This is a genomic window from Clostridium sp. 1001283B150225_161107_B6 (assembly GCF_015556325.1).
Lineage (GTDB): Bacteria > Bacillota > Clostridia > Lachnospirales > Lachnospiraceae > Enterocloster.
Map to the genome: position 1 here is coordinate 49,486 of NZ_JADNMD010000016.1, position 23,469 is coordinate 72,954.

General features: G+C 47.5%; 23 protein-coding genes and 1 pseudogene. 23 read left to right on the forward strand and 1 reads right to left on the reverse strand.

Translation table 11 applies throughout. The features are described 5' to 3' along the window. Positions 1 to 170 precede the first annotated feature (170 nt). From I2H39_RS25805 to I2H39_RS25855, 11 genes are all read left to right on the forward strand, one after another. Entirely contained in the window at positions 171 to 1,022 is an 852-nt protein-coding gene (locus tag I2H39_RS25805; RefSeq protein ID WP_330640851.1) for a helix-turn-helix domain-containing protein, read from the forward strand. Beyond that, positions 1,015 to 3,180, forward strand: a complete 2,166-nt coding sequence (locus I2H39_RS25810) for a 3'-5' exonuclease (RefSeq protein ID WP_195627886.1) — start codon at positions 1,015 to 1,017, stop codon at positions 3,178 to 3,180. The genes I2H39_RS25805 and I2H39_RS25810 overlap by 8 nt, the downstream gene beginning before the upstream one ends. 266 nt (positions 3,181 to 3,446) lie before the next feature. Beyond that, the gene (locus I2H39_RS25815) at positions 3,447 to 4,277 is read left to right on the forward strand and encodes a class I SAM-dependent methyltransferase (protein ID WP_195627887.1); all 831 of its coding nucleotides are present in this window, start codon (positions 3,447 to 3,449) and stop codon (positions 4,275 to 4,277) included. A gap of 119 nt (positions 4,278 to 4,396) precedes the next feature. Then, positions 4,397 to 5,278 (forward strand): LysR family transcriptional regulator, encoded by an 882-nt coding sequence (locus tag I2H39_RS25820; protein WP_195627888.1) that lies wholly within the window; start codon positions 4,397 to 4,399, stop codon positions 5,276 to 5,278. Between the two features lie 217 nt (positions 5,279 to 5,495). Further along, positions 5,496 to 6,305, forward strand: coding sequence for a putative hydro-lyase (locus I2H39_RS25825; protein WP_195627889.1), 810 nt, complete (start codon positions 5,496 to 5,498; stop codon positions 6,303 to 6,305). A gap of 17 nt (positions 6,306 to 6,322) precedes the next feature. After that, the gene (locus tag I2H39_RS25830; RefSeq protein ID WP_195627890.1) at positions 6,323 to 7,579 is read left to right on the forward strand and encodes an Nramp family divalent metal transporter; all 1,257 of its coding nucleotides are present in this window, start codon (positions 6,323 to 6,325) and stop codon (positions 7,577 to 7,579) included. 37 nt (positions 7,580 to 7,616) lie between these two features. Continuing rightward, positions 7,617 to 8,810 carry a Xaa-Pro peptidase family protein gene (locus I2H39_RS25835; RefSeq protein WP_195627891.1) on the forward strand — a complete coding sequence of 398 codons (1,194 nt, stop codon included), beginning with the start codon at positions 7,617 to 7,619 and terminating at the stop codon, positions 8,808 to 8,810. Between the two features lie 46 nt (positions 8,811 to 8,856). Further along, entirely contained in the window at positions 8,857 to 9,237 is a 381-nt protein-coding gene (locus I2H39_RS25840) for a RidA family protein (protein ID WP_347708610.1), read from the forward strand. Between the two features lie 25 nt (positions 9,238 to 9,262). After that, on the forward strand, positions 9,263 to 10,525 hold the full coding sequence (locus I2H39_RS25845; protein ID WP_195627893.1) for a pyridoxal-phosphate dependent enzyme: 1,263 nt from the start codon (positions 9,263 to 9,265) through the stop codon (positions 10,523 to 10,525). Between the two features lie 77 nt (positions 10,526 to 10,602). Next, positions 10,603 to 11,613, forward strand: coding sequence for an NADH:flavin oxidoreductase (locus I2H39_RS25850; protein WP_195627894.1), 1,011 nt, complete (start codon positions 10,603 to 10,605; stop codon positions 11,611 to 11,613). A 101-nt stretch (positions 11,614 to 11,714) separates the two neighbouring features. After that, positions 11,715 to 12,053, forward strand: a complete 339-nt coding sequence (locus tag I2H39_RS25855; RefSeq protein WP_195627895.1) for a cytochrome C biogenesis protein — start codon at positions 11,715 to 11,717, stop codon at positions 12,051 to 12,053. Between the two features lie 66 nt (positions 12,054 to 12,119). Here I2H39_RS25855 and I2H39_RS25860 read toward each other — a convergent pair whose 3' ends face one another. Then, complete coding sequence (locus tag I2H39_RS25860) at positions 12,120 to 12,788, reverse strand: Crp/Fnr family transcriptional regulator (protein ID WP_227147489.1); 669 nt, start codon at positions 12,786 to 12,788, stop codon at positions 12,120 to 12,122. Between the two features lie 97 nt (positions 12,789 to 12,885). Here I2H39_RS25860 and I2H39_RS25865 point away from each other — a divergent pair, with 97 nt between their 5' ends. The 12 genes and pseudogenes from I2H39_RS25865 (at position 12,886) to I2H39_RS25920 (ending at position 23,445) form a co-directional block, all read left to right on the forward strand. After that, positions 12,886 to 13,371 (forward strand): hypothetical protein, encoded by a 486-nt coding sequence (locus I2H39_RS25865; protein WP_138308917.1) that lies wholly within the window; start codon positions 12,886 to 12,888, stop codon positions 13,369 to 13,371. 8 nt (positions 13,372 to 13,379) lie between these two features. Further along, on the forward strand, positions 13,380 to 13,916 hold the full coding sequence (locus tag I2H39_RS25870; protein WP_227147492.1) for a permease: 537 nt from the start codon (positions 13,380 to 13,382) through the stop codon (positions 13,914 to 13,916). 137 nt (positions 13,917 to 14,053) lie between these two features. After that, positions 14,054 to 14,896, forward strand: a complete 843-nt coding sequence (locus I2H39_RS25875) for an MBL fold metallo-hydrolase (protein ID WP_138308912.1) — start codon at positions 14,054 to 14,056, stop codon at positions 14,894 to 14,896. Between the two features lie 52 nt (positions 14,897 to 14,948). Then, entirely contained in the window at positions 14,949 to 16,049 is a 1,101-nt protein-coding gene (locus I2H39_RS25880) for an acyltransferase (RefSeq protein WP_195627896.1), read from the forward strand. Positions 16,050 to 16,150: 101 nt separating this feature from the next. Further along, complete coding sequence (locus tag I2H39_RS25885) at positions 16,151 to 16,519, forward strand: ACT domain-containing protein (protein ID WP_138308908.1); 369 nt, start codon at positions 16,151 to 16,153, stop codon at positions 16,517 to 16,519. A gap of 53 nt (positions 16,520 to 16,572) precedes the next feature. Further along, positions 16,573 to 17,208 (forward strand): N-acetyltransferase, encoded by a 636-nt coding sequence (locus I2H39_RS25890; RefSeq protein WP_195627897.1) that lies wholly within the window; start codon positions 16,573 to 16,575, stop codon positions 17,206 to 17,208. 90 nt (positions 17,209 to 17,298) lie between these two features. Then, a pseudogene (locus I2H39_RS25895) lies at positions 17,299 to 17,523 on the forward strand (AraC family transcriptional regulator); the annotation flags it as partial. Between the two features lie 257 nt (positions 17,524 to 17,780). Beyond that, positions 17,781 to 19,577: a M28 family peptidase gene (locus I2H39_RS25900; RefSeq protein ID WP_243281844.1), complete on the forward strand. Its 1,797-nt coding sequence runs from the start codon at positions 17,781 to 17,783 to the stop codon at positions 19,575 to 19,577. Positions 19,578 to 19,599: 22 nt separating this feature from the next. After that, positions 19,600 to 20,568, forward strand: coding sequence for an ABC transporter permease (locus I2H39_RS25905; protein ID WP_138308897.1), 969 nt, complete (start codon positions 19,600 to 19,602; stop codon positions 20,566 to 20,568). After that, positions 20,565 to 21,479 carry an ABC transporter permease gene (locus I2H39_RS25910; RefSeq protein ID WP_138308895.1) on the forward strand — a complete coding sequence of 305 codons (915 nt, stop codon included), beginning with the start codon at positions 20,565 to 20,567 and terminating at the stop codon, positions 21,477 to 21,479. The genes I2H39_RS25905 and I2H39_RS25910 overlap by 4 nt, the downstream gene beginning before the upstream one ends. 14 nt (positions 21,480 to 21,493) lie before the next feature. Further along, positions 21,494 to 22,480: an ABC transporter ATP-binding protein gene (locus I2H39_RS25915; protein ID WP_138308893.1), complete on the forward strand. Its 987-nt coding sequence runs from the start codon at positions 21,494 to 21,496 to the stop codon at positions 22,478 to 22,480. After that, positions 22,480 to 23,445, forward strand: coding sequence for an oligopeptide/dipeptide ABC transporter ATP-binding protein (locus I2H39_RS25920; RefSeq protein ID WP_138308890.1), 966 nt, complete (start codon positions 22,480 to 22,482; stop codon positions 23,443 to 23,445). The genes I2H39_RS25915 and I2H39_RS25920 overlap by 1 nt, the downstream gene beginning before the upstream one ends. Positions 23,446 to 23,469 lie beyond the last annotated feature (24 nt).

A 23,469-nucleotide genomic window follows, 5' to 3' on the forward strand; every position in this document is an offset into this window, starting at 1 on the left:
TAGACCGAAACGGACTTGACTGTCCTTTAAACGCTATATGATTCACCGGAAAATGCGCAAGATTTCTTAAGACAACCGGTTTGGTTTTGATTATACTATTCTGGAATACAGGTTGCCTGGGAAAACGTAACAAGGTTCCCATAGCGGCCGGCAGCAAGGAGGCAATTTTTATGATGAGCAGTATGGAAGAGGTAATCCTGGCAATTGATTTTATTGAAGCCAATCTGACGAAAAAATTGGATTTGGCCATGATTTCCGGAGCAGTCCATTATTCCAAATATCATCTTCACCGTGTGTTTTCCGATACAGTGGGCCTTACCATTCATGATTACATCCAGCGCAGGCAGCTGACCGAGGCCGCAAAGCTGCTGGTTTTTTCCGGTAAACCCATTGTCCAGATTGCATTTTTATCCGGTTATCAGAGCCAGCAGGCATTTACCAATGCTTTTACAGCCATGTATAAAATACCTCCCAACATGTACAGGGAGAATGAAAGGTTTTATCCCTTACAGCTCAGATTTAATTTTGAAGGGAGTTATGAAATGCTTGACAGAAATGAAAAGGCGTCATGGGAGATTTCTTTTGCATCGGAAGAGGATATTCCTGGATGGATGGAACTGGTGAGGCTTGTGATTGACGGCTTTCCTCATCTGCATGAGGAGGAATATGTCCAGGTATTAAGACAGAAAATCAGCACAGCACAGGCCCTTATCCTGAAGGACAGGGGAACAGCCATCGGCATCATGCTGTTTTCTTATGAAAACGGCAGCATTGATTTTATGGGAAGCCATCCGCTTTACAGGAAAAAGGGAGTTCCCAAGGCCATGCTGGATAAGGTAATGAAGGAACTGCTTAAGGGTAAGGAAATCAGCATTACAACCTACAGGGAGGGCGATAAGGCGGACACCGGGCACCGGAATGAAATAAAAGGGCTGGGATTTGCAGAGGCAGAACTGCTGGTGGAATACGGCTATCCCACCCAGCGTTTTATTTTACAGCAGGAGGAGAGGGAACATGAGTGATTATCCGGCCATCCCATTCCCTGATGAAATAGTACATCTGGAACAGGTGAATGCAAAGCTTTTGAAAGCCCTGCAGCAGGCAGAGGAATCTGTCAGAAAGGCGGACAGGGAATACACGGATACCAAGAAATACATGGCGGACCACAGGGGAGAAATCGACCCCCATGAGATGTTTCAGAATGAACTTCTGTTAAAACAGACAGACAGGACAGGCGCATTTGCCGTGGAGATGCGGGACAGGATTGCAAAATTAAAGGAATCCCCGTATTTTGCCAGAATTGATTTTCGGGAGGAGCAGGAGGAGGAAGGGGAGTCCTATTATATCGGCAGGTTTGCATTCCAATACGAAAATGAACCGATGATTTTTGACTGGCGCGCCCCCATATCCAGTATGTTTTATGACTGCGAGGTTGGAGAGGCCGGATTTTTGGCGCCGTCAGGCTGGACAGCGGGAGAGCTTACCAGAAAACGCCAGTTTAAAATCAGGAACGGGGTCATGGAATATGCACTTGAAAGCTCATCCAATGTGCAGGACGATGTCCTGCAAAGGGAACTGAGCCATACTTCCGATGAAAGGATGAAATCCATTATTTCCACAATCCAGAAGGAGCAGAACCGGATTATCAGAAATGAGAAGGAAGGGACATTGATTATCCAGGGAGTGGCCGGGTCCGGTAAGACTTCCATTGCCCTTCACCGGATTGCATTTTTGCTGTACCGGTTTAAAGACAGGCTGAAAGCCAGGAATGTTACGATTCTCTCGCCCAATAAGGTATTCGGGGACTATATCTCAGGCGTAATTCCTGAACTGGGAGAGGAACCTATCTATGAGATGAGCTTTGGGGACCTTGCTGAAATCCAGCTGCAGGGAGTCATTGGTTTTGAGCCGGACAGGGACCCGCTTCAGCCCCGGGATAAGGCCTGGAATGAGAGGGTGCGGTTTAAGTCAACCCTGGATTTTGTTGCCTTAATGGACCGGTACATAGAACAGATGCCGGAGTTTGTTTTTGTGCCTGCGGATTATACATACGGCAGTTTTACGGCAAAGGGAGAGTGGATTAGGGCGCGGTTTCGGGCCTACGGAACTTATCCGGTCAAGAAACGGCTGATTATGGTTGCAGATGATATCCATGACCGCTTTGAGACAGATAATATCATGGAACAGGAGGTGCCTCGCCCGGGGATGATTCTGAAACAGCTGAACTCCATGCTTGTCATGAAGGACACGCTGGCTGTCTACAAGGATTTCTATAAACGGATGGGAATTCCGGAGCTTTTTGTCATGGCTGCTAAGAAGACGTTGGAGTGGGCGGATGTGTATCCCTTTTTATATCTTCATGCTGCATTCCAGGGCTTAAAGGAAAGCCATATCACCAGGCATCTGGTGATTGACGAGATGCAGGATTATACGCCCATCCAGTTTACTGCCTTAAACCGAATGTTTCCATGCCAGAAAACGATTCTGGGGGATTACGGACAGCTCGTCAACCCCAACCACATGCACAGCCTGGAGGATTTGCGTTCCATCTATGCGAATGCCTGGTTTGTGGAACTGAATAAGAGCTACCGTTCCACTTATGAAATCATGTCATTTGCAAAAAATATCCGTTATGTATCCGCCCTGGAGCCCGTAAAACGCCATGGGAATCCTCCGGTGCTGATTCCATGCCTGGACACAGCAGATGAAATAAGGAGAATAATGGAAGTAATCCAAGGTTTCAGGGAAGGGGAAAATGTTTCGCTGGGAATTATCTTAAAAACAGATGAGGCGGCTAAAGGGATGTATGAAGCGCTGGCAGGATGCTGCGGTGGGAGTCAGTGGGGAGGAGACGAAGCAGGGGGAGATGAAGCAGGAGAAGGCAGAGGGTCCCAATATGATATGAACCTGATTACGCAGGAGAGCGCCAGCTTTCAAAATGGAATTTCTATCACATCAATCCGCATGTCCAAGGGGCTGGAGTTTGATGAGGTCCTGATTCCACAAGCGGATTGCAGCACGTATGCCTCTGATTTTGACCGCAGTCTGCTCTATATTGCCTGTACGCGGGCCATGCACAGGCTGACCCTTACGTACAGCGGGAAAAGGACGGAATTCATTTCACCGCAGCTGCTTTTGGAATGTAAATGCAATATTGACAAACATTATGACTTATTATAAGATGATACCATAAAATATAAAACGAAAAAGGTGATGATAGTCCGGCATATCAGATGCCACATAATCAGTGGCATGGATATGACTGGAAAGGAGTAGATAAAATCAATTGTATCAAGTGGCAAATGGCCGAGACATCGGCTTGGTTTGTGTACCTGATTTTTGATTTTATTTTACTCCTGAGGCTTTTCATCCCACAAGGCTGAGCCGCGGAGTAAAATCTGCGGCTCTTGTTTTTGGCTTTTTCAGAATTAAAGGAGGAAATGAGAATGTATAAACGTATCAGAAAAATGTTAGAATGTCCTTCGCTTTTCTATGAGACAAAGGTTCCCTTTTGGAATGACGAATACATTTCAAAACAAATGCTTGAGGCTCATTTGGACCCTGATTTTAACGGGGCCAGCAGAAAACTTCATTTTATTGAATCATCTGCGGCCTGGATAACAGAGGCAGTACCGCCTGCGGACTATCCTGCACTGTTAGACCTTGGATGCGGTCCGGGATTGTACGGGGAACGGTTTGCCCGGGCCGGATTTCAGGTGACTGGAGTGGATTTTTCAGAACGTTCCATTGTTTATGCAAGGGATTCGGCAAAGAGAAAGGGGCTTGATATCTGTTATTTATATCATGATTACCTGAGTTTGGAGTTGAATTGCTGTTTTGATTTTATTACCATGATTTATTGTGATTATGGAGCTTTATCGGAACGCAACCGGCATACTGTCATGCAGACCATGTATCGGCATCTGAAGCCGGGAGGCAAGGTGCTGCTGGATGTTTTCTCCATGGAAAAGTACAGGGCATTTCAGGAAGGTGATACCTGGGAGATGAATCCTGGCGGAGGCTTCTGGCGGGAACAGGGGTATATGGTGTTAAACAGATTTTGCAAATTTACGGAGAACGTTACCTTAGAACAGTCTGCAGTGATTTCAGAACATGACGCGGCGGTCTATTATATCTGGAATCAATACTTTACAGTTGAGTCATTGGTGAGAGAGGCGGCTCTGTGCGGATTTCGTGTGAGCGGAATTTACGGGGATGCTGCGGGAAGGATTTATGATGGGACGGGGGATACGATTGCGGTATTGCTGGAGAAGTAATAGGAGGGCAGCTGTATATAAACGGAGTGCAGGTAAAAAATGAATAGTAGAAAAGATTTGATTTTCTTTATGCTAGATTGTATTCTTATATTATATGGAAATTGAATGGAGGACCTTTTATGGATTTAGAAGAACTTCGGACATTTATAGTGCTGGCCGAATGCAAAAGTTTTACAAAGACAGCCGAGATACAGCATATTGTCCAGTCTACCGTGTCAAACCGAATCCATTCACTGGAAGAATATACAGGTGCACAATTAGTGATTCGAGATAAGGCTGGTATTGTTTTGACGACAGAGGGAAGTGTGTTTCTGGAATATGCCAAAAGGATAAAAGAACTGGATAATTCAGCCCTCCATGAGATACATATGCTGAAAAATTATAATGACCGGCTAAATGTAGGATGTGCACAATGGATATTTGACTATTGTGCGGGAGATTATATAAAGATTTTCAGTAAGACATATGATAAAATTGCAATCAATATTACGATTGCTCATAGTGAGGAGATTATTCTGCTGCTGCAGGACCAAATCTATGATGTTGCCGTTATGGGCTATAAGGTGAAAGCTGCAAATCTGGTGAATTGCCCTTTTTTGGTTTCAGATATTATATTCGTTGGTGCAGCTGAATACTACGGACATTTACATAAGGGAATTAAAAAAAGAGGATTGGTGGATTTACCTCTTATTTATTCCGATATTTGGGAAAATTATTTATCTGAGATATCCGAAAATATATTATCCGATAAAAAAATTTTCAAGGTACACTGCAATATGCTGGATGTGGCAAAGGAATTTTGTATAGAAGGGATAGGCTGCTGCTTTTTTCCGGAGATAGCTGTCAGGAAGGAGATAGAATCAGGTTTGCTGATACAAATACCGATAGAGGATTTGCAGATAAAACATTTTCAAGTTTATATGGTATATAATAAATATAGGCTGGACTCAGCGGCATTAAAATGTTGGTTTCACATTTTCCCGGATTTCAAACCGATTTAATTATATAAATATAAAATAATTAAGCAGCATTTCACCAGTCCATGAGAATACTGGTGAAATGTTTTTTTGTCTTACTATTCGAAAAACGAATTAAAATGAACAGAAATATCCGTTGTACAAATTTAAAATCCGGGGATATAATGTAGTTAAGTTGAATTCAACATGATTTAAAGTAAATAAGGAACAATATTTTAAGCAAGTAGCAGAAGGGAGTCTTATGGGGGAATTAAATGGTGTTACACCAGCACAGCTTCGTCAGCTTATAAGAGAAGGTAAGGTGACCGGCAGTACAGTCGGATTATGTCCGGGTTATGTTCAGGCAAATTTGATTATAATGCCTCAGGAGTATGCGGCGGATTTCAAGGAGTTTGCACGAAAAAATCCGGCGCCCTGCCCAATTCTCGATTACACCAAGCCAGGAGATAAATTTGTAAACCGGCTTGCTGACCATGCTAATATTTACACAGATATACCTAAATATAATATTTTTAAGAATGGAGTTATGGTTGAAGAATGTACAGACGCTACACCCTATTGGAGCGAGGACATGGTAGGTTTCCTTATTGGGTGCAGTTACTCCTTTGAACAGGCTCTGGTGGAGAATGGAATTCCAATCACATACTGGGAGACAGGAAATAGAAATAGCTGTTATGTAACCAATATTATGTGTGAACCAGCAGGAGTTTTTTCCGGTCCTATGGTAGTGAGTATGAGGGCAGTGAAAAATGAAATGGTTGAGAAGGCGTATGAGGTAACAAGAAAGTTTCCGCATGTCCATGGAGGGCCGGTACATCATGGCAATCCGAAGGCAATTGGAATCAAGGATTTTAACCATCCGGAATATGGCGACCCCAATCCAGTAGCAGCCGATGAAGTGCCTGTATTCTGGGGATGTGGAATAACCCCTCAAATTATTGTACAGGAGGCAAAACTTCCTATCGCTATTTCACATAAGGCTTGTCATATGTTTGTCTCAGATATTTTGAATAATGAGATTGAAGAAAGGCTGTTTCGTGACAGAGATTAACACAAAGGAGGAAGACAATGAAGGATTTTTTTAGGCGCGTTAAGGAAGTGGGACCTGGTGCCATGGTTGCAGCCTCAATTGTTGGTCCGGGTACTGTAACAACATGTACAATCACAGGAGCAAGTTACGGCTATACATTACTTTGGACTATGCTGTTTTCAACCCTTTCTGTTTTGGTTTTGCAGAATATGGCGACGCGTGTGGGGATAGTAAGCAAGAAAGGTCTGGGGGAAGCAGAACGCAGTATTTATAAGGATAAGAAAGTACATATTTTTTTGGCATTTATCTTTGTGACAGCCGCAATTGTAGGCAATACAGCCTTTGAAACAAGTAATCTGACGGGCGCTACATTAGGGATGGAGGCAATCTTTCCCAACGTGGGCAGAAATGTTTGGATTCTCATATTAGGCATTGGTGGGGCAATTCTTCTGTTTATTGGCAATTTTTCCTATGTTGAAAAGTTTTTAACTGCCTTGGTTGGATTGATGGGAGTATTATTCTTTATAACAGCTGTTGCAATCCGCCCGGACTGGGGGGAAGTGATAAAGAGCCTGTTTATACCGAGAATTCCTAAAGTGGATAGGGCATGGTATGTATTGACAGGACTTATCGGAACGACAATCAGCCCTTTTACGGTATTTCTGCAGTCATCTTCGGCAGCGAAAAAGTGGGGGGACAGAGAAGACAAACAGGATGCGATTGCCACTTCCTGGGTGGACTCTATTATATCGCTGGGGATGGTTTTCATCATATCATCGTCCATTGTGATTTGTGCAGCCGCGGCTTTTTATGGTACGGGAATAGAAATTACAAATGGTAAAGTCATGGCAGAATCATTGACTCCCATTTTGGGGAATTGGGCTACTGTTGTATTTGGACTTGGATTATGGGCAGCCGGGTTCAGTTCCGCCCTAACTGCACCGCTATCTGCAGCATTTCCAATTTGCGGAATTCTTGGTTGGGGGGAAAATGTTAAAGGAACGAAGTTCCGCATCATCATGGCAATTGTTCTTGGTTTTGGTGTTTTTGCAGGATGCTTTATGGGGGCGTCACCTACAGAAATCATACTTTTTGCACAGGTGGCTAATGCATTTGTAATTCCATTAAATGCAATTTTGCTTGTTAGTATCTGTAATAATAAAACGTTTATGGGTGGGTTTACAAACAAGAAAGCGTTTAATGTATTTGGTGCAATAATTATATGTATCACATTGGCAATTGCAGTGCGAAACATATCAACTTTTGTGGACAGTCTGATAGTTTTATTTTCTTAAAGCATACATTTTAAATGCCGGATAGGAGGAGCATATAATGTCGACGGTTACATTAAAAGGTTATAAATTGGCGCGTCTTAAGCGTTATGCTGAACAGTATGGTGTGGATATTTTAATTGCGAGTCTGCATGAGAACATTACATATATGACGGATTTTACATGCGTGGGCGGAACCATGCTTCATCGTACGCAGACTTATTCTGTGATGGATATGAGAAATGAAAACGCGTCTCTTATAATTGGTTATGGGGAGGCAGTGGCAGCTTATGAGAGGCTGGGGGATTATCGTTACTACTGCTATGGGCCATTTCGCTATGATTGTGTTAATAATCCGGAGGGATTGGCAGAGGCTGTGCGGGATTTGGAACAGGCGTGCTTTGAAGATGCGGGGGCGGCGCTGGTTCAGGCCATCCGGGACTGCGGCCTGTCAGGAGGACGAATCGGTCTGGATGAAAGTATTGCCACCATTCAGCTGTGGAATTATCTGCGGCAGGAATTCCCACAGTATGAATTCATACCCGCTGCATTCATTTTTAGTGAGGCGAGAAAAATTAAACATCCGGAAGAGATTTTATGTCTGGAATGTGCTGCGGAAATTGCAGAAAAGTCAATTGATGCTGTGGTCAGGGATATGCATGTGGGAATGACAGAAAAACAAATGGAAGCAAGATTTAACCAGGAAGTGTATGCGTTGGGCGGCAGTCCGTTCTTTTGTGTGGCAACCATAGACATCCGGACTGCAAATGTGGATACTGTCAATACGGATTTAGGGCTTACAGCTGATTCCCATGTAAGGTTTGATTTGGGATGTGACTATATGGGATATAAATCTGATATTTCACGTACAGTTGCGATTGGAGGGGCTGCTGCCAGGATTAAAGATATGTACAGTTGGATACGGGAGGGGGAGATTGAGGCTATTAAGTCTATGCGTCCCGGCATAGCCTGCAAAGAGGTTTTCGATACCGCTGTCAGAACAGTGAGAAGGGGAATACCGAATTACCGCAGGAGTCACTGTGGTCACGGAATTGGACTTGAAATTTATGATTCGCCGTCTGTTGCGCCGGATGCAAAGGATGAGTTGGAGGAGAACATGGTGCTGTGTATTGAAACACCATACTACATTCTTGGCTGGGGAGGCGTCCAGGTGGAAGATACCCTGCAGGTTACCGGGAATGGTACATACCGGTTGACTAAAACATCAGGAAATTTGATTGAAATTCAGTTTTAGACAGCATGTTCTGTCTGTTTGAACTACATTACATCACAAAAAGGAGATTATTATGAGTATTATATCAACAGAAAAAGCACCGGCAGCAGTTGGTCCTTATTCTCAGGGAATATCAATGAATGGCTTCATCTTTGTTTCAGGCCAGCTTCCTGTTAACCCTGAGACAGGAGCTATGGAGGCAGGAAGTGCAAAAGAAATGACCATACAGTCAATGCAAAATATCGGCGCGATTCTGTCAGCGGCAGGAAGTTCGTTTGAGAAAATCGTGAAGACGACCATTTATGTTACGGATTTGGCGTTGTTTAGTGAGGTGAATCAGGCATATAGTGAGTTCTTTGGTGATAATCCTCCTTCACGTTCCTGTGTACAGGTCTCAGCCCTTCCAAAGGGAGCTGGTATTGAGATTGAAGCAATCGCATGTGTGTAACACATGATGCCTGAGGAGTGTGCTTATGTATACTGGAAAAGTTAGATGTCTAAAATGCGGTCATGTATTTGAACGGGAGGACCTTTTTGAGGGGTGTCCGGATTGCAGGACAAGTGAGTTTGTCTCAAATGTGACTCCCATGTATGACTTGCCAAAAACCAATGGACGGAAGGATACCTTTATGGAGATGTTCCCAAAGGACAATATGGAGACATACCGTGAGCTGCTTCCGTTCAAAGGGAAGCAGAAATTGGTGGACCTTGGAGTAGGCAACACAGCTTTGACAAAAATGGAGCATTTGAGCTGCGAATTAGGGGTTGAGCTGTACATCAAAGATGAAACCCGCAATCCAACATGGGGTCATAAAGACCGTTTGAACGCAGTGTTGGTAAATAAGGCCATTGAGGTGAATGCACCCGGTGTTATCTATGCTTCCACTGGAAATAATGGGGCATCCGGAGCTGCATTTGCAGCAAAGGCAGGGCTTCCATGTGTCATAATGACCGTGAAGGGGGTAAATAAAACGCTGGAAACCTTCATGCAGATTTATGGAGCCAGTGTGGTTGGGGTGGAAACCGGAGAGGAAAGATGGAAAGTCTTAAAATACATGGTGGATGAATATGGGTGGTATCCGGCTACCAATTATACGGTTCCGATTGTAGGGAGTAATGCCTGGGGCATGGAAGGATATAAACTGATTGCGTATGAGCTTTTTAAACAGATGGATGTTCTTCCGGATAAAATCGTGGTGCCAATCTGTTATGGCGATGCATTATTTGGAATCATGAAAGGATTCTCTGAGTTAAAAGAGATGGGATTTATTGATAAGATTCCTCAAATGGTTTCTGTAGAGGATTATGGACCAGTGGCAAAGGCATATAATTCCGGAAGTGATTTAATCAAACCGGTGGAAGGCTGGGGAAGTGTTGCTTCATCCATGTCAACGGTTTGGGGAACATACCATGCATTATATGCTCTGAGACATTCAAATGGCATTGCCGCAACGCTTTCAGACAACCATGAGTTAAATGCAGCACAGCAGGAACTGGCTGAAAAGGAAGGCGTTTACTGTGAATCAGCATCAGCTGCTGCATTTGCAGGACTAAAAATACTTTTATCTGAAGGTAAGATTAAGCAGGGAGAGAAGGTGGTGCTTTTGATTACAGCAAGTGGCGTGAAGGATACAAAGGTCACCTCATCATATCTGCCGGAGTCACCGACAGCTGGTCCGGATGTGGAATCTGTGATAAGAATTCTGAAGGGATACTATCATATCAGTTTAGGATAAGGATTAATTATGGGCCTATCAGTCATATGAGTGATAGGCTTTTGAAACAATTGTTAATGGTGAACAGGGAGGAATGAATGTCAATTATACAGTCAAGCTTAAAAACAAAAAAACTGATATTTAAAAACCGGTTGATTTTTCCGCCAATAGCTACAAATGCAGCAGATGAAAACGGCATGGCTACAGAAAAGCTGTTAAAGTATTACGGGGAAAAGACACGGGGCGGCTATATATCAATGGCTGTGTTAGAACATTGTTTCATATCCCCGCGTGGGAGGGCAGTGAATCATCAACTGTCTTTGGCAACGGATGAGACCGTTGAAAGTGTGGCGGCTCTGGTTAAGACAATACATAAAAACGGGACTAAGGTGACTGCACAAATAAATCACGCAGGGGCCCTGGGGGTGTTGGGGGAGAAAAATGCAGGTCCATCTGTAATGTATGATGAGGGACGCATAAGGCCGGGAAAAAAGTTTATAGCCGGACATGAACTTGGGGCGGAAGAAATAAAGACCATTGCAGGAGAGTTTGCGGCATCGGCTGTGAGAGCCAAAAAAGCAGGATGTGATGCAGTGGAAATCCATTCAGCCCATGGATATCTTCTGAATGAGTTTTATTCTACATTATCAAATCACAGGACAGATGCATATGGGAACGGATTGCAGGGAAGAATCAGGTTTCACAAGGAGGTCATTTACGCTGTCCGCGCGGCAGTTGGGGAGGACTTTCCGATTTTACTTCGCTTTGGGGCTTTGGACTATGCGGAGGGCGGCAGTGTATTGGCTGATGCACTTGAGGCAGCAAAGGTCTTTGAGAAATCCGGTGTGGATATTCTGGACATTTCAGGGGGATTAACTGGATATTCGGTAAAAGGACGTGAAAACGAGCAGGGCTATTTTAGGGAGGTTACAAAGGCAATAAAAGATGCGGTGTCTGTTCCGGTTATATTAACAGGAGGTATTACGGATATTGCGGCGGCGGAGCGGTTATTGGAAGAAGGGGCGGCAGATTTGATTGGCGTTGGACGGGCCATTCTGCGTGATTCTCAATGGGCTGAACGGGCCATGGGCCTTTCATGCCGGATTTAGGATGGATAAATACTTACATTCAAACCACCCCCATATCCAGTCAGCTCACAGAATGCCAATGAGAACAAACTGGAAATCAGGACAGAGAAAGGCGGGATGTCATGGAGTCATTTACCTGTTGTAAATTGGAAATATTCATACCGGAGACACATCTGGGGGCACTGCAAAAGGCGCTTCAGGATGTGGATGCCGGCCACATAGGAAATTATGACAGCTGCATGTCATACAGTCCGGTGACAGGCTGCTGGAGGCCGTTAGAGGGAAGCAGACCGTATATTGGAAACTGCGGCAGCATCAGTACGGAGCCGGAGCTGAAAGCAGAGGTGACCTGCAGGGCTGAGCGGCTAAAGGAAACCCTGGCTGCCATAAAGAACATCCATCCGTACGAAGAGCCGGTTATCAATGTGATTCCCCTGTACATGACAGGCATGGATATGTAGTCATGATACCGGCCTTATTGCGGCAGTGCAGGTTGCTGCCAATTATCCGGATGTGTGTCAGTTAAATTAGCATCGGTTAAGCAGACGGAACGTGGATTTGTAAAAATCAATGATTCCGTCTGTTTTCATACAGGACAGCTCCCTGGAAAGGGCGCTGCGGTCCATGTTCAGATATTCAGCCATGGCGTTTCGGTCCAGAGGAATGGTAAACGGAACACCGGTCTGTGAATCAGAGAATTTCTTAAGATAGGTCAGAATCTTATCCCGGGCAGTGGGGCGGAGCAGGCAGTCCAGCCGTTCATGAAGCACCAGTCCTTTTTCAGCCACAATTCCCATGAAGTTTTTAAGAAGCTGTCTGTGGCAGATACAGTTTCTGGTGCAATTGTTTATGAGACGGTCATAGGGTATGAACAGGACCAGGCTGTTCTGCTTCACGGTAACAGACACCGGGCTTTTGCGGCCTGGGCTGGCGGCCAGGATGACGCCGATTTCACTTCCCTCTTTTAAAAGCGTGACTGTGAGGGTGTGTCCCTGGGAATCTGTTTTGTATGACCTTCCCCTGCCTCTCAGCAGAATGCCGAACTTTTTTACGGGACAGCCTTCCTCCACAACAACTGTATCCCTGGCATATTCAACCGGCTGTGCTTTCAGGCAGGCCAGAAGACGGTATGTATCCTTTTGGGAAAGACCGTCAAAAAGTTTGGCTGTTTTGATTGTTTGAATGTATTGTTCCATTGTTATTTGGTTGCCTGCGCAACTTACCTCCTGATTGTATTGTATTATAATCGACAGATACATGCAATCAAAAAGGCATATAAAGGAGGAATCAGGGATGAACACAGGTTTTACCATATTTTTTTACGGCCTTTCCGCAGGTTTGATGGTTGTTTCTCTCAGGAGGGACCGGGGAAAAACAAAAAAGGCGGTCAGAAAGGCGTTACTCATGATGATGGGGGTACTTCCCTATTTTTTGGCTATTCTGCTGATTACAGGCACCGGGTTTCTGGTTCTGCCGCCTGATGCGGTTCAGACTCTTGTGGGAGCGGAGTCGGGAATCCGGGGAATGCTTCTGGCCTCAGCTGCAGGTGCAGCGGCCCTTGTGCCGGTTCTGGCTGTTTTTCCGGTGGTATCGGAGCTGCTTAAAAATGGGGCGGGTACAGCACAGATGGCAGTATTCATTTCCACATTGACAACAGTAGGAATAATCACCATTCCGCTGGAGGTGAAATATATGGGAGCCAAAGCAGCAATACTGAGAAATCTGTTCTTCTTTTTGTTCGCATTTGCCACATCTTTTCTGCTGGGGGTGATAGTATGAGGAACCGGATGAAGAAAGCGGGTACACAGGGAGCCTGGAAGGTGATGGCAGCGGTCTGTCTGGCAGTGTTCATTCTGATACCGGAACGGTCCGGGGAGATAATGGCCTATACCGGTGCCGGCCTTGGACAATTTATCTGGAATCTGGTTCCGGTATTTCTGTGTGTGGGACTGATGGATGTCTGGATTGAAAAGGATAGAATGATAAAAATCATGGGTGAGAAATCAGGTCCCTCCGGGATGGGAATATCGCTATTGCTGGGAATGCTGACAGCAGTACCTGTTTATGCACTGCTTCCCATTGCCGGCCTTCTGTTAAAAAAAGGAGGGCGTATTTCCAATGTATTGATTTTCCTGTGCTCCAGCGTGAGCATCCGGATTCCGCTGCTGTTTTTTGAGATGTCGGCCCTGGGAATCAGGTTTGCGTCCTGCCGGTTTGTTCTCAACCTGACAGTGGTATTTGCGATTTCCTTTTTGGTCGAAAGGCTGTTGTCCGAGTGTGATAGGCAGGATATTTACAGAAGGAATCAGGTAAATGGGGAGTGATGGGGGAAGAAGGAAAGGAAGTGTAAGAAGGAAATACGGACACAAACGGAAACGTGGACGTGAATGGAAACATGGACGGCAGGACGGGATTATGGTAGAATAGAGTATCAGACTACCTTTGGAAGGATGGTGCTGCAATGAGATTAAGGGTATTGGCTGATAATAATACATACATAGACCGGTATTATCTGGGAGAGCCGGCAGTCAGTTATTATATTGAATGTGACGGCATCCGCCTGCTGTTTGATGCCGGGTATTCGGATGTATTTCTTAAAAATGCAGAGGCCCTGGGAATTGACCTTGGCCGTGTAACCCATATGGTGTTTTCCCATGGCCACAATGACCACACAAGAGGGCTTAAGTACCTGAACAAACAGATGGATATGTCGGGAATGGAGGTCGTTGCCCACCCGGCCTGTTTTGATGAAAAAGTGTTTGACGGGGAATCCATCGGCGCGCCATACTCTGCTGCAGACATGGCTGCCATCTGCAGATACAGGCCGTGTGACAGACCGTTTGCCATCTCGGACAGGCTTGTGTTCCTGGGGGAGATACCGGACACAGTGGACTTTGAAAAGAGGCGGGCCATTGGAAGTACAAAGATAAAGGGGATATGGCAGGATGACTATGTGAGAGATGATTCCGCCCTGGTTTACAGAGGGACGGAGGGCATTTTTATTATAACAGGATGCTCCCACAGCGGTATCTGCAACATAGTCCGGTATGCCAGGGAGGTATGCGGCCGGCAGCGGATTCTCGGCATCATAGGAGGATTTCACCTCTTTGATGCAGATGAGCGGCTGGAGCGCACAATTGATTATCTGAAATGCTGCGGCGTCAAACGAATCTACCCCTGTCACTGTGTTTCCCTGAAGGCAAAGGCAAGAATGATAGAGACTATGAAGGATGCCTTGGACATAGGGGAAGTGGGGGTAGGCATGGAGCTTTGCCTGGACGGACAGATTTGTACCGAATCATAGGTATCACAGCAGAAAAGGGAAAACGAAAAAGGCAGAAGAGAAGGTTTTACATATGAGACAGACAGAAAAGGCTCCTGAGAATCCGGGGAGCTGCAATTCAAATACAAGGGACCTAAGAACAAGGGACCCAAGATATGACTGCCTGCGGGCCGTTTCAGTCATGGCAATCATCATGGTACATGCCATGCCGGTGGAGACGGCCAGCCCCCGACAATGGTGGTTTAACAGTGTCATGACTCCCTTCCTGCTATCCTTTGTGGGAATTTATTTTATGCTCAGCGGCATGTTTTTGCTGGAACGGGGAACCGGGCGGATAGGGGAATTTTACAGAAAGCGTCTTATTACAGTGGGAATTCCGTTTCTGGTCTATGGCCTGATTTACTATTGTTACAATGTTCATGCGGACAGGGTGGTCCTGCCACTTTGGAAACATGCAGGGCGATATCTGGGACAGGTGCTGACAGCCGGGATTCCCAGGGCAGGCCATATGTGGTTCATGTATGCCATCGTATCCTTTTATATATGTGCACCGTTCCTGGCCAGGATGGTTAAGAACATGACAGACCGGGAAATGAAGATATTCCTGTTTCTGATGCTGGGAATCCACGCGGCGGAGGTTGCAGGAGAAATTCTTGGGGTGGATGTGAAGCCATGGGCGCAGTTTGTGCTGTATACAGGGTGGGTCTACTATTTCCTTTTGGGATACGGACTTAAGCGTTTATGCAGGAAGGAACAGTTTCCGGTATTCGCGGTTCTGGCAGTCTTTGGATTGGCTATGGATGTGGCTGCGGATATGGGTCTTTCGTGGTGGGTTCCCCAGAGTCCGCACAAATCACCGGCCATGGTATTCATCTGTTCCGGCGTATTCCTGCTGTTTGAATTTTATGGCGGGAAGATACCTGCATGGGCAGGAAAGCTGGGAAGCTTCATCAGCAGATACAGTTTTTCCATTTACCTGATTCATTTCCTTATCCTCAGCTACTATGTGAATCCGGTATTGTTAAAGAATATGCTGGCCCGCCATTATATAGTGGGAACCTTGGCCTCCACGGCTGTGACCTTTTTCTTGTCCCTGGCATGTTCCATGCTGGTGGATCATCTGGCGGTCAGACCCCTGGAGCGGCTGGCCGGAAAGTATGGAACAAAGAAATGAACAGGCCCTTCCCGCTCATATTAAGCCATTTTCCATATGTGCGAAAGAGGGTCGGGAAAAATGCCTGACAGGGATATAAAGGGAAAAGGAGATTCGGAAACATGGAAATAAAGGTGATAGAGGGAGCATTTTCAGTCTGCAAGCTTAGTAATATAGGACAGGCCAGGATGGAGGACGACCTGTATTTCCTGGGCAGGACAGATGAGGAGATATCCCTGGTATGCAGGACTGAGAGTATTCCCGGGGACACGGTTTCAAGGGAAGACGGATGGCGGGTTTTCCGGATTCAGGGAGAACTGGATTTTTCCCTGATTGGTATCCTGGCCGGGATATCCTCTATTTTGGCTGAACATAAGATTGGGATTTTTGTGGTATCCACCTATAATACAGATTATGTTATGACGAAGGCGGATGATTTTGAACAGGCGCTGGAACTTCTGGAGCGTCACGGATATAGTGTTGCCAGGTAAGGCCCCGTCGAAGAGGGACAGGACCGGCTGGAAATTGAACGAGGTAATTTATCATGATTAAGATACGGAATGAAATGGAATCAGACTATAAAGCGGTTGAGGATATTACCAGGAAAGCATTTTACAATATGTATGTACCCGGATGCAGTGAACATTATCTGGTTCATATCATGCGCGGGCATGAGGATTTTATACCGGAGCTGGATTTTGTGCTTGAGCTGGATGACCGGGTAATTGGAAATATCATGTATACAAAGGCCAGGCTGGTGGATGAGGCCGGGGAGGAAAAAGAGATTCTAACCTTCGGACCTGTTTCTGTTGCACCTGAATACCAGAGAATGGGGTACGGGAAGATGCTTATGGAACATTCATTTAAACAGGCGGTATCCCTTGGGTATGATGTGATTGTCATATTTGGAAGTCCGATGAATTATGTGAGCCGCGGGTTCAAAAGCTGTAAAAAGTTTAATGTCTGCCTGGAGAACGGAACCTATCCGGCGGCAATGATGGTTAAGGAACTGGTGCCGGATGTACTGGACGGCAGGCGTTGGGTGTATCATGACAGTCCTGTCATGGCAATCTCTGAGGAAGAAGCGCGCAAGTACGATGACACCCTGGAAAAAATGGAGAAAAAGCACCTGCCGAGCCAGGAAGAATTTTATATTATGAGCCATTCATTTATAAGCTAAGGTGAAGTTTATATGACATACTGTTGTCGTGTTTGGTGTGGTAACATAACAGAAATATAGACCGCGGCAGAAGGATATCAGCGGAGATGGGAAATGGAAGAAAAGGTGAAAATGGGACAGTACCGTAAATATGATGAGGCGGATGAAAACGGCGACATCGGCAGATGTACCAGGAGGGCGTGGGAATCAGTGTGGGCCCAGCAAAAGGAGGGGACCATAGACCGGTGCTTTACCGCGGATTATGAGAGCGCGGTTCCCGCAGAATATACAAAAGATGGAAAGGCCCATTGTTATCTGTACATTGCCGTCAGATAGAAAAGGGCTGGAATATGAATCTGATTTCAGGGCTTGCTGCCAGCAATGGCATCAGGCTTTTTTGTTTCCCCTGTTTCCCTGGTAATATCCATACAGGTGGGGGTAAAATTGCATAAAAGAAAACGCTAAATTCAGGGGAAAATTGTCGAAATAGGTTGACTATGTAAATGGGCCTATTTATAATTAAAAAATGTGGTTTTTACAAAAATTTTATAATCATGGAAAGTTAAGGAATGAATATGGACAGCTGGGCAGAAATGGAAGAAGAAATCCTGCGGGAACTGAATCTTGGCAGGATGAAGGAGGATGCTGAGGTTTTCAGCAGATTGGAGAGATACTCCGGTTCAGAGGCCGGGGAAGCAGCCGTGGATTACCTGGTTCAGGAGCTTAAAGCAGCGGGAATCGGGTATGAAAGGCATTATTATGAGCTTATGAGAAGCCTGCCTGTACAGGCTTCTGTTCGTGTAAAGAAACCGGGAGAGCTTGATTTCACCGTGGAGGCCATTGCGGCTGTGTACAGCGGCGAAGCCCATGGGCTTGAGGGTGAGCTGGTCTGGGATTGGATGTGCGACAAAGGCCCGCTGACCGGCGTGGAACAGGAAAAACGGTTCAGTGCGTTTAAGGGAAAGATTGTCCTGACCTATGATATCAGCTTTCCCTTTTATTATGAAGCTGCAAGGGCAGGAGCCCTGGGCATCATCGCCATATGGCCCAAGGACATCCACCATCACGACACCATGGGCGGTGTGTGGGGAATGCCTGGAAGCCGCGACAGGGATTTGTATCCCTATCTTCCCTATGTGCAGATATTGGGACAGGACGGCCTGAAGCTGATTGGGATGACAGGAAATACAGCTGGAAGTACAGATGAAAATACGGCTGGAAATACAGCTGTGACCGTGCAGATGGACGTGGCCATGGACAACCGCATCGTAAGGTCCAGCATGCCGGTGGCAACGATTCCCGGTAAGAGTGAAAGCTTCGTGCTTCTCAGCGGACATTACGATTCCTGGTATGAGGGCATGACGGACAATGGCGCGGCCAATGTTCTGATGCTGGAGACAGCCAGGGCACTTAAGAAGTTCCAGGAAAAGCTGAACCGTACCGTGGTGGTTGCCTGGTGGTCCGGCCATTCGGACGGACGCTACTCCGGCTCCACCTGGTTCTGCGACCATCACTATGAATATTTGAGGAAGCACTGTGTGGCCCACATCAACATGGACATCTGCGGCTGTATGGGAAGCAATGCAGTCCGTTTTGATATGACCGGAATGGAGGGAGAGGCGTTTAATGATGAATTCCTTGCGCCTTACAACAGCCGCAAGCCTCTTCCCTACAGGGCCCTGGACCGTTCCAGCGACCAGACCTTCTGGGGAGCCATGACCCCGGTTTCCATTGCGCCCCAGTTCTACATGGATGACGGGACCACGCCGCAGCCTGGAAAGACCGGCGATATCTTAAGGCCGGCTGCCATGCCGGCTGCCTTTGGGGTGGGCGGCCCATTTTACTGGTGGCACACAAAGGAGGATACCCTGGACAAGATTGGGGATGATGTGCTGGCGCGGGACTGTGAGATAGCGGCAAGGCTGGTGCTCCGCTATGCCATGGAAACGCCCCTTCCCATAGACATGGAAGGTTTTATGGATGAAATGCAGGCTTATTTTGATGCATTCGGCAGAGAACTGGATCCGGATTTCGACGTGGCGCCGGTGCAGGCTGCCATTGCCAGAACACAGGAAGCTGTAAAGAAATTGTCTGATGCGGTCCGGGCATATCCGCAGCAGGATGCGGACGCCATACTCATCCGGACAGCGGGAGAGCTGGTGCGCTTAAAATATACATATTCCAGTCCCTACGGACATGACTATGCAGTGGAGCATGAACCTTACGCAGTGTTTTCTTCCCTGCTGGGGGTGCACAGGGACAATACGCCTGAGGACCGCTACCTGATGTCCCAGACGGATTTTATCCGCCAGAGAAACAGGATGACGGGACAGCTTCATGAGGTCTGTGAGGCCATTGAATTGCAGATGTACCGCTGGCAGGTACAATAATCACTGAGAAAGGACGCGTATCATGTTACGATACATCATCAAACGTATTATATTTGCAATACCGGTGTTAATCGGAGCAACCTTCCTGGTGTTTACCATTATGGACCTTGCTCCTGGCGACCCGGCGCGTATCATTCTGGGCAGCAATGCCACGGAGGCAGCTCTTGCCTCGCTGAGGGATTCCATGGGGCTGAACGACCCGTTCCTGGTGCGGTACGGGCGGTTCATACTTGGACTTCTCCATGGGGATTTAGGCACATCCTACCGCAACGGCCAGGCCGTGTTTTCCCTGATTATGGGACGTCTGGGCAACACCGTGGTGCTGGCAACCTCAGGAATCATATTTTCTGTCATCATCGGCATTCCGGTGGGAATCATATCTGCCATCAAGCAGTATTCCACCCTGGACAATATCACCATGTTTATCACCCTGTTCCTGATGGCAGTGCCAACCTTTTGGTTTGCGTTGATTCTTGTCATTATTTTTTCGCTGAATCTGGGCTGGCTGCCGTCTTCGGGCATGCAGCACGGATTTCCGGATAATCTGATAAGCCTGATTCTGCCCACCCTGACGCTGGGGTGCGGCTATGCCGCGCTGATTGCCCGCACCACCCGCTCCTCCGTGCTGGAGGTAGTGCGCCAGGATTACATTGACATGGCCAGGGCAAAGGGCCTTACGGAAAGCGCGGTCATCTGGAAGCACATGTTAAAAAATGCCCTGATTCCCATTGTCACTGTGGTAGGACTTAACTTCGGAACCCTGCTGGGAGGTTCCGTGCTGACGGAATCCATATTCTCCTGGCCCGGAGTAGGCCGTTTTGTGGTGGATTCCATTTCCTACAAGGATACGCCTGCTGTGCTGGGAAGCGTGGTGACACTGGCAATCCTGTTTACAATCGTGAACCTGATTGTTGACCTTCTGTATGCATTTTTGGACCCCAGGATTAAATCTGAATATCAATCATCATGGAAGAGGGCAAAGAAAAAATGAGCACATTAAAGAAAACAGAGAACAATTTGGGACAGGATGAAAAGGTGCGTTCCCTGTGGAAGCAGTCGGTGATTCAGTTCAGGCACAACCGGCTGGCCGTGGTGGGTCTGGTTATCATTGTCCTGTTCATAGTTACAATCCTTACAACACTGGCCATTGACCAGATTACGAACTATTCTTTTTACAACGAATATATCATAAAGCAGGACCTTTCACTGCGTCTGGCAAAGCCCAGCCTGGCCCATCCCTTTGGATGCGATGAGTTTGGCCGCGACCTGCTTTTGCGCATCCTGTGGGGAACCAAGCTTTCGTTTGCCATCGGCGTGGTGGCCATTGCGCTGTCCGTGCTCATGGGAGCGCCCTTTGGCATGATAGCTGCATTTTACGGCGGCAAGACCGATAACGCTATCATGCGTGTCATGGACGTGCTGCTGGCAGTACCCTATATGCTGCTGGCCATGGCCATTGTTGCTGCATTGGGAACCAGCACCTTCAACCTGTTACTGGCGCTGGCCGTGTCGGGTATTGCCAAATACGCCAGAATTGCCAGGGCAGCGGTGCTCACGGTAAAGGACAGCGAATTTGTGGAGGCGGCCAGGGCCGTAGGCGCATCGGACGGCACCATTCTGTTCCAGTACATACTGCCCAATGCATTGGCTCCAATCCTGGTGCAGGTATCCCTGGGAATCGGCGATTCCATCCTGGCAGTGGCAGGTCTGTCCTATCTGGGACTGGGCGTACAGCCGCCCCAGCCGGAGTGGGGCGCAATCCTTACCACGGCAAGGACCTATATGAGGGACGCATGGCATATTTCCGTGTTCCCGGGTCTGTTCTTAATCGTGGCAGTCATTGCATTTAACCTGTTTGGGGACGGCCTTCGGGATGCCCTTGACCCAAAGCTGAAACGATAAGGGGGAGCAAAACGTTGAGTCATATATTAGAAATCAAAGATTTACAGGTACAATACCATACAGAGGACGGAACTGTATATGCGCTGAATCATGTGGACCTGGAACTGGACGACGGGGAGACACTGGGACTGGTAGGCGAGACAGGCGCGGGAAAGACCACGCTTGCCAAGAGCATTATGCGTCTGATTCCCAATCCTCCCGGCAGGATAGAGGGCGGCGTCATTGAATTTGAGGGCAGGGACCTCTTAACGGCCAGCGGTGCGGAAATGCGCGCCGTCAGAGGCAACCAGATATCCATGATTTTCCAGGACCCCATGTCATCCTTAAATCCCGTTGTCAGGGTAGGGGAGCAGATTGCGGAGGTAATCCGGGTCCATGAAAAATGCACCAAGAAGGAAGCCGAGGAAAAGGCCATGGAAATGCTGGAGACAGTGGGTATTCCGGCGGAGAGGGCAGGGGATTTCCCGCACCAATTCTCAGGAGGCATGAAGCAGAGGGTGGTTATCGCAATTGCCCTGGCCTGCAACCCCAAGGTGCTTATAGCGGACGAGCCCACAACAGCGCTGGATGTGACCATCCAGGCCCAGGTGCTGGAGATGATGCGGCGCCTTAAGGATAAATACCATACGGCCACACTTCTGATTACCCATGATTTAGGCGTGGTTGCCCAGATGTGTGAGAAGGTGGCCATCATATACGCAGGGGAGGTTGTGGAGAGCGGAACGGTCCTGGATATCTATAAGCATACCCTGCATCCCTACACCGAGGGACTGCTGGGAGCCATTCCCCAGGTGCACCTGCACGTACACAGGCTGAATCCCATTGACGGGCTGATGCCGGACCCAACGGTGCAGAGGACAGGATGTCCCTTTGCGGACAGATGCAAATATGCCTTTGAACGGTGCAGCACGGAGCATCCCCGGTTCATGGATGCCGGAAACGGCCACAAGGTGCGCTGTTTCAAGGTGGAGAATGAGTTGAGGAAAGGGGCAGGGGAGTGATGGAACACCAGGGACTGTTAGAAGTAAGAAATCTGAAGAAATATTTTGATACGCCCCGCGGACCCCTTCAGGCCGTGGATAACATATCCTTTTCCATTGAAAAGGGAAAGACACTGGGCGTGGTAGGGGAGTCGGGCTGCGGCAAATCCACTCTGGGCCGCACCATATTGAGGCTTCAGGAACCCACGTCCGGGGAAATCTGGTTTGGCGGACAGGATATTGTGAAGTACGACAAGAAGCAGGTGAAGGCCCTGCGGTCCAGGATGCAGATTATTTTCCAGGACCCCTACTCTTCCCTGAATCCGCGTATGACGGTGAGCCAGGCCATTGAGGCGCCGTTGGTGCTCCAGGGCATCTATAAGAAGAACGACAGGGAAGGCCTTCAGAAAAAGGTCAGGGAGATGATGGACCTGGTGGGGCTGGCATACCGGTTTGCCAATTCCTATCCCCATGAGCTGGACGGAGGCCGCAGGCAGAGAATCGGTATTGCCAGGGCTCTGGCGCTGAACCCGGAATTCGTTGTCTGCGATGAGCCGGTGTCGGCCCTGGACGTGTCCATTCAGGCTCAGGTGCTGAACCTGATGCAGGACCTTCAGGAGCAGATGGGACTTACCTATCTGTTCATCACCCATGATTTATCGGTGGTGAAGCATCTTTCCGACGACATTGTGGTTATGTACCTGGGACAGCTGGTGGAGAGGGCCAAGCCGGATGAGCTCTTTGAACATCCCATGCATCCTTACACCCAGGCATTATTGTCAGCCATCCCTATCCCGGACCCCACCATTAAGATGGAACGGGAGATATTGAACGGGGAGCTGAGCTCTCCCATCAACATGGGAGAGGGATGCAGGTTTGCAAAGCGGTGTCCCAGGGCAACCCCGGAATGCGGGCGGCCCATACATGAGATTGAGGCTTCACCGGGGCATTTTGTATCGTGTCATCTTCTCTGCAGCGGTAAATAGGCAGGGAGTTGAATATAATGAATA

Excerpts from the sequence above, each read along its gene's own strand:
- I2H39_RS25805 (WP_330640851.1), top strand. The coding sequence starts at position 171 with ATGATGAGCAGTATGGAAGAGGTAATCCTGGCAATTGATTTTATTGAA.
- I2H39_RS25810 (WP_195627886.1), top strand. The coding sequence starts at position 1,015 with ATGAGTGATTATCCGGCCATCCCATTCCCTGATGAAATAGTACATCTG.
- I2H39_RS25815 (WP_195627887.1), top strand. The coding sequence starts at position 3,447 with ATGTATAAACGTATCAGAAAAATGTTAGAATGTCCTTCGCTTTTCTAT.
- I2H39_RS25820 (WP_195627888.1), top strand. The coding sequence starts at position 4,397 with ATGGATTTAGAAGAACTTCGGACATTTATAGTGCTGGCCGAATGCAAA.
- I2H39_RS25825 (WP_195627889.1), top strand. The coding sequence starts at position 5,496 with ATGGGGGAATTAAATGGTGTTACACCAGCACAGCTTCGTCAGCTTATA.
- I2H39_RS25830 (WP_195627890.1), top strand. The coding sequence starts at position 6,323 with ATGAAGGATTTTTTTAGGCGCGTTAAGGAAGTGGGACCTGGTGCCATG.
- I2H39_RS25835 (WP_195627891.1), top strand. The coding sequence starts at position 7,617 with ATGTCGACGGTTACATTAAAAGGTTATAAATTGGCGCGTCTTAAGCGT.
- I2H39_RS25845 (WP_195627893.1), top strand. The coding sequence starts at position 9,263 with ATGTATACTGGAAAAGTTAGATGTCTAAAATGCGGTCATGTATTTGAA.
- I2H39_RS25850 (WP_195627894.1), top strand. The coding sequence starts at position 10,603 with ATGTCAATTATACAGTCAAGCTTAAAAACAAAAAAACTGATATTTAAA.
- I2H39_RS25855 (WP_195627895.1), top strand. The coding sequence starts at position 11,715 with ATGGAGTCATTTACCTGTTGTAAATTGGAAATATTCATACCGGAGACA.
- I2H39_RS25860 (WP_227147489.1), bottom strand. The coding sequence starts at position 12,788 with ATGGAACAATACATTCAAACAATCAAAACAGCCAAACTTTTTGACGGT.
- I2H39_RS25865 (WP_138308917.1), top strand. The coding sequence starts at position 12,886 with ATGAACACAGGTTTTACCATATTTTTTTACGGCCTTTCCGCAGGTTTG.
- I2H39_RS25870 (WP_227147492.1), top strand. The coding sequence starts at position 13,380 with ATGAAGAAAGCGGGTACACAGGGAGCCTGGAAGGTGATGGCAGCGGTC.
- I2H39_RS25875 (WP_138308912.1), top strand. The coding sequence starts at position 14,054 with ATGAGATTAAGGGTATTGGCTGATAATAATACATACATAGACCGGTAT.
- I2H39_RS25880 (WP_195627896.1), top strand. The coding sequence starts at position 14,949 with ATGAGACAGACAGAAAAGGCTCCTGAGAATCCGGGGAGCTGCAATTCA.
- I2H39_RS25885 (WP_138308908.1), top strand. The coding sequence starts at position 16,151 with ATGGAAATAAAGGTGATAGAGGGAGCATTTTCAGTCTGCAAGCTTAGT.
- I2H39_RS25890 (WP_195627897.1), top strand. The coding sequence starts at position 16,573 with ATGATTAAGATACGGAATGAAATGGAATCAGACTATAAAGCGGTTGAG.
- I2H39_RS25900 (WP_243281844.1), top strand. The coding sequence starts at position 17,781 with ATGGAAGAAGAAATCCTGCGGGAACTGAATCTTGGCAGGATGAAGGAG.
- I2H39_RS25905 (WP_138308897.1), top strand. The coding sequence starts at position 19,600 with ATGTTACGATACATCATCAAACGTATTATATTTGCAATACCGGTGTTA.
- I2H39_RS25910 (WP_138308895.1), top strand. The coding sequence starts at position 20,565 with ATGAGCACATTAAAGAAAACAGAGAACAATTTGGGACAGGATGAAAAG.
- I2H39_RS25920 (WP_138308890.1), top strand. The coding sequence starts at position 22,480 with ATGGAACACCAGGGACTGTTAGAAGTAAGAAATCTGAAGAAATATTTT.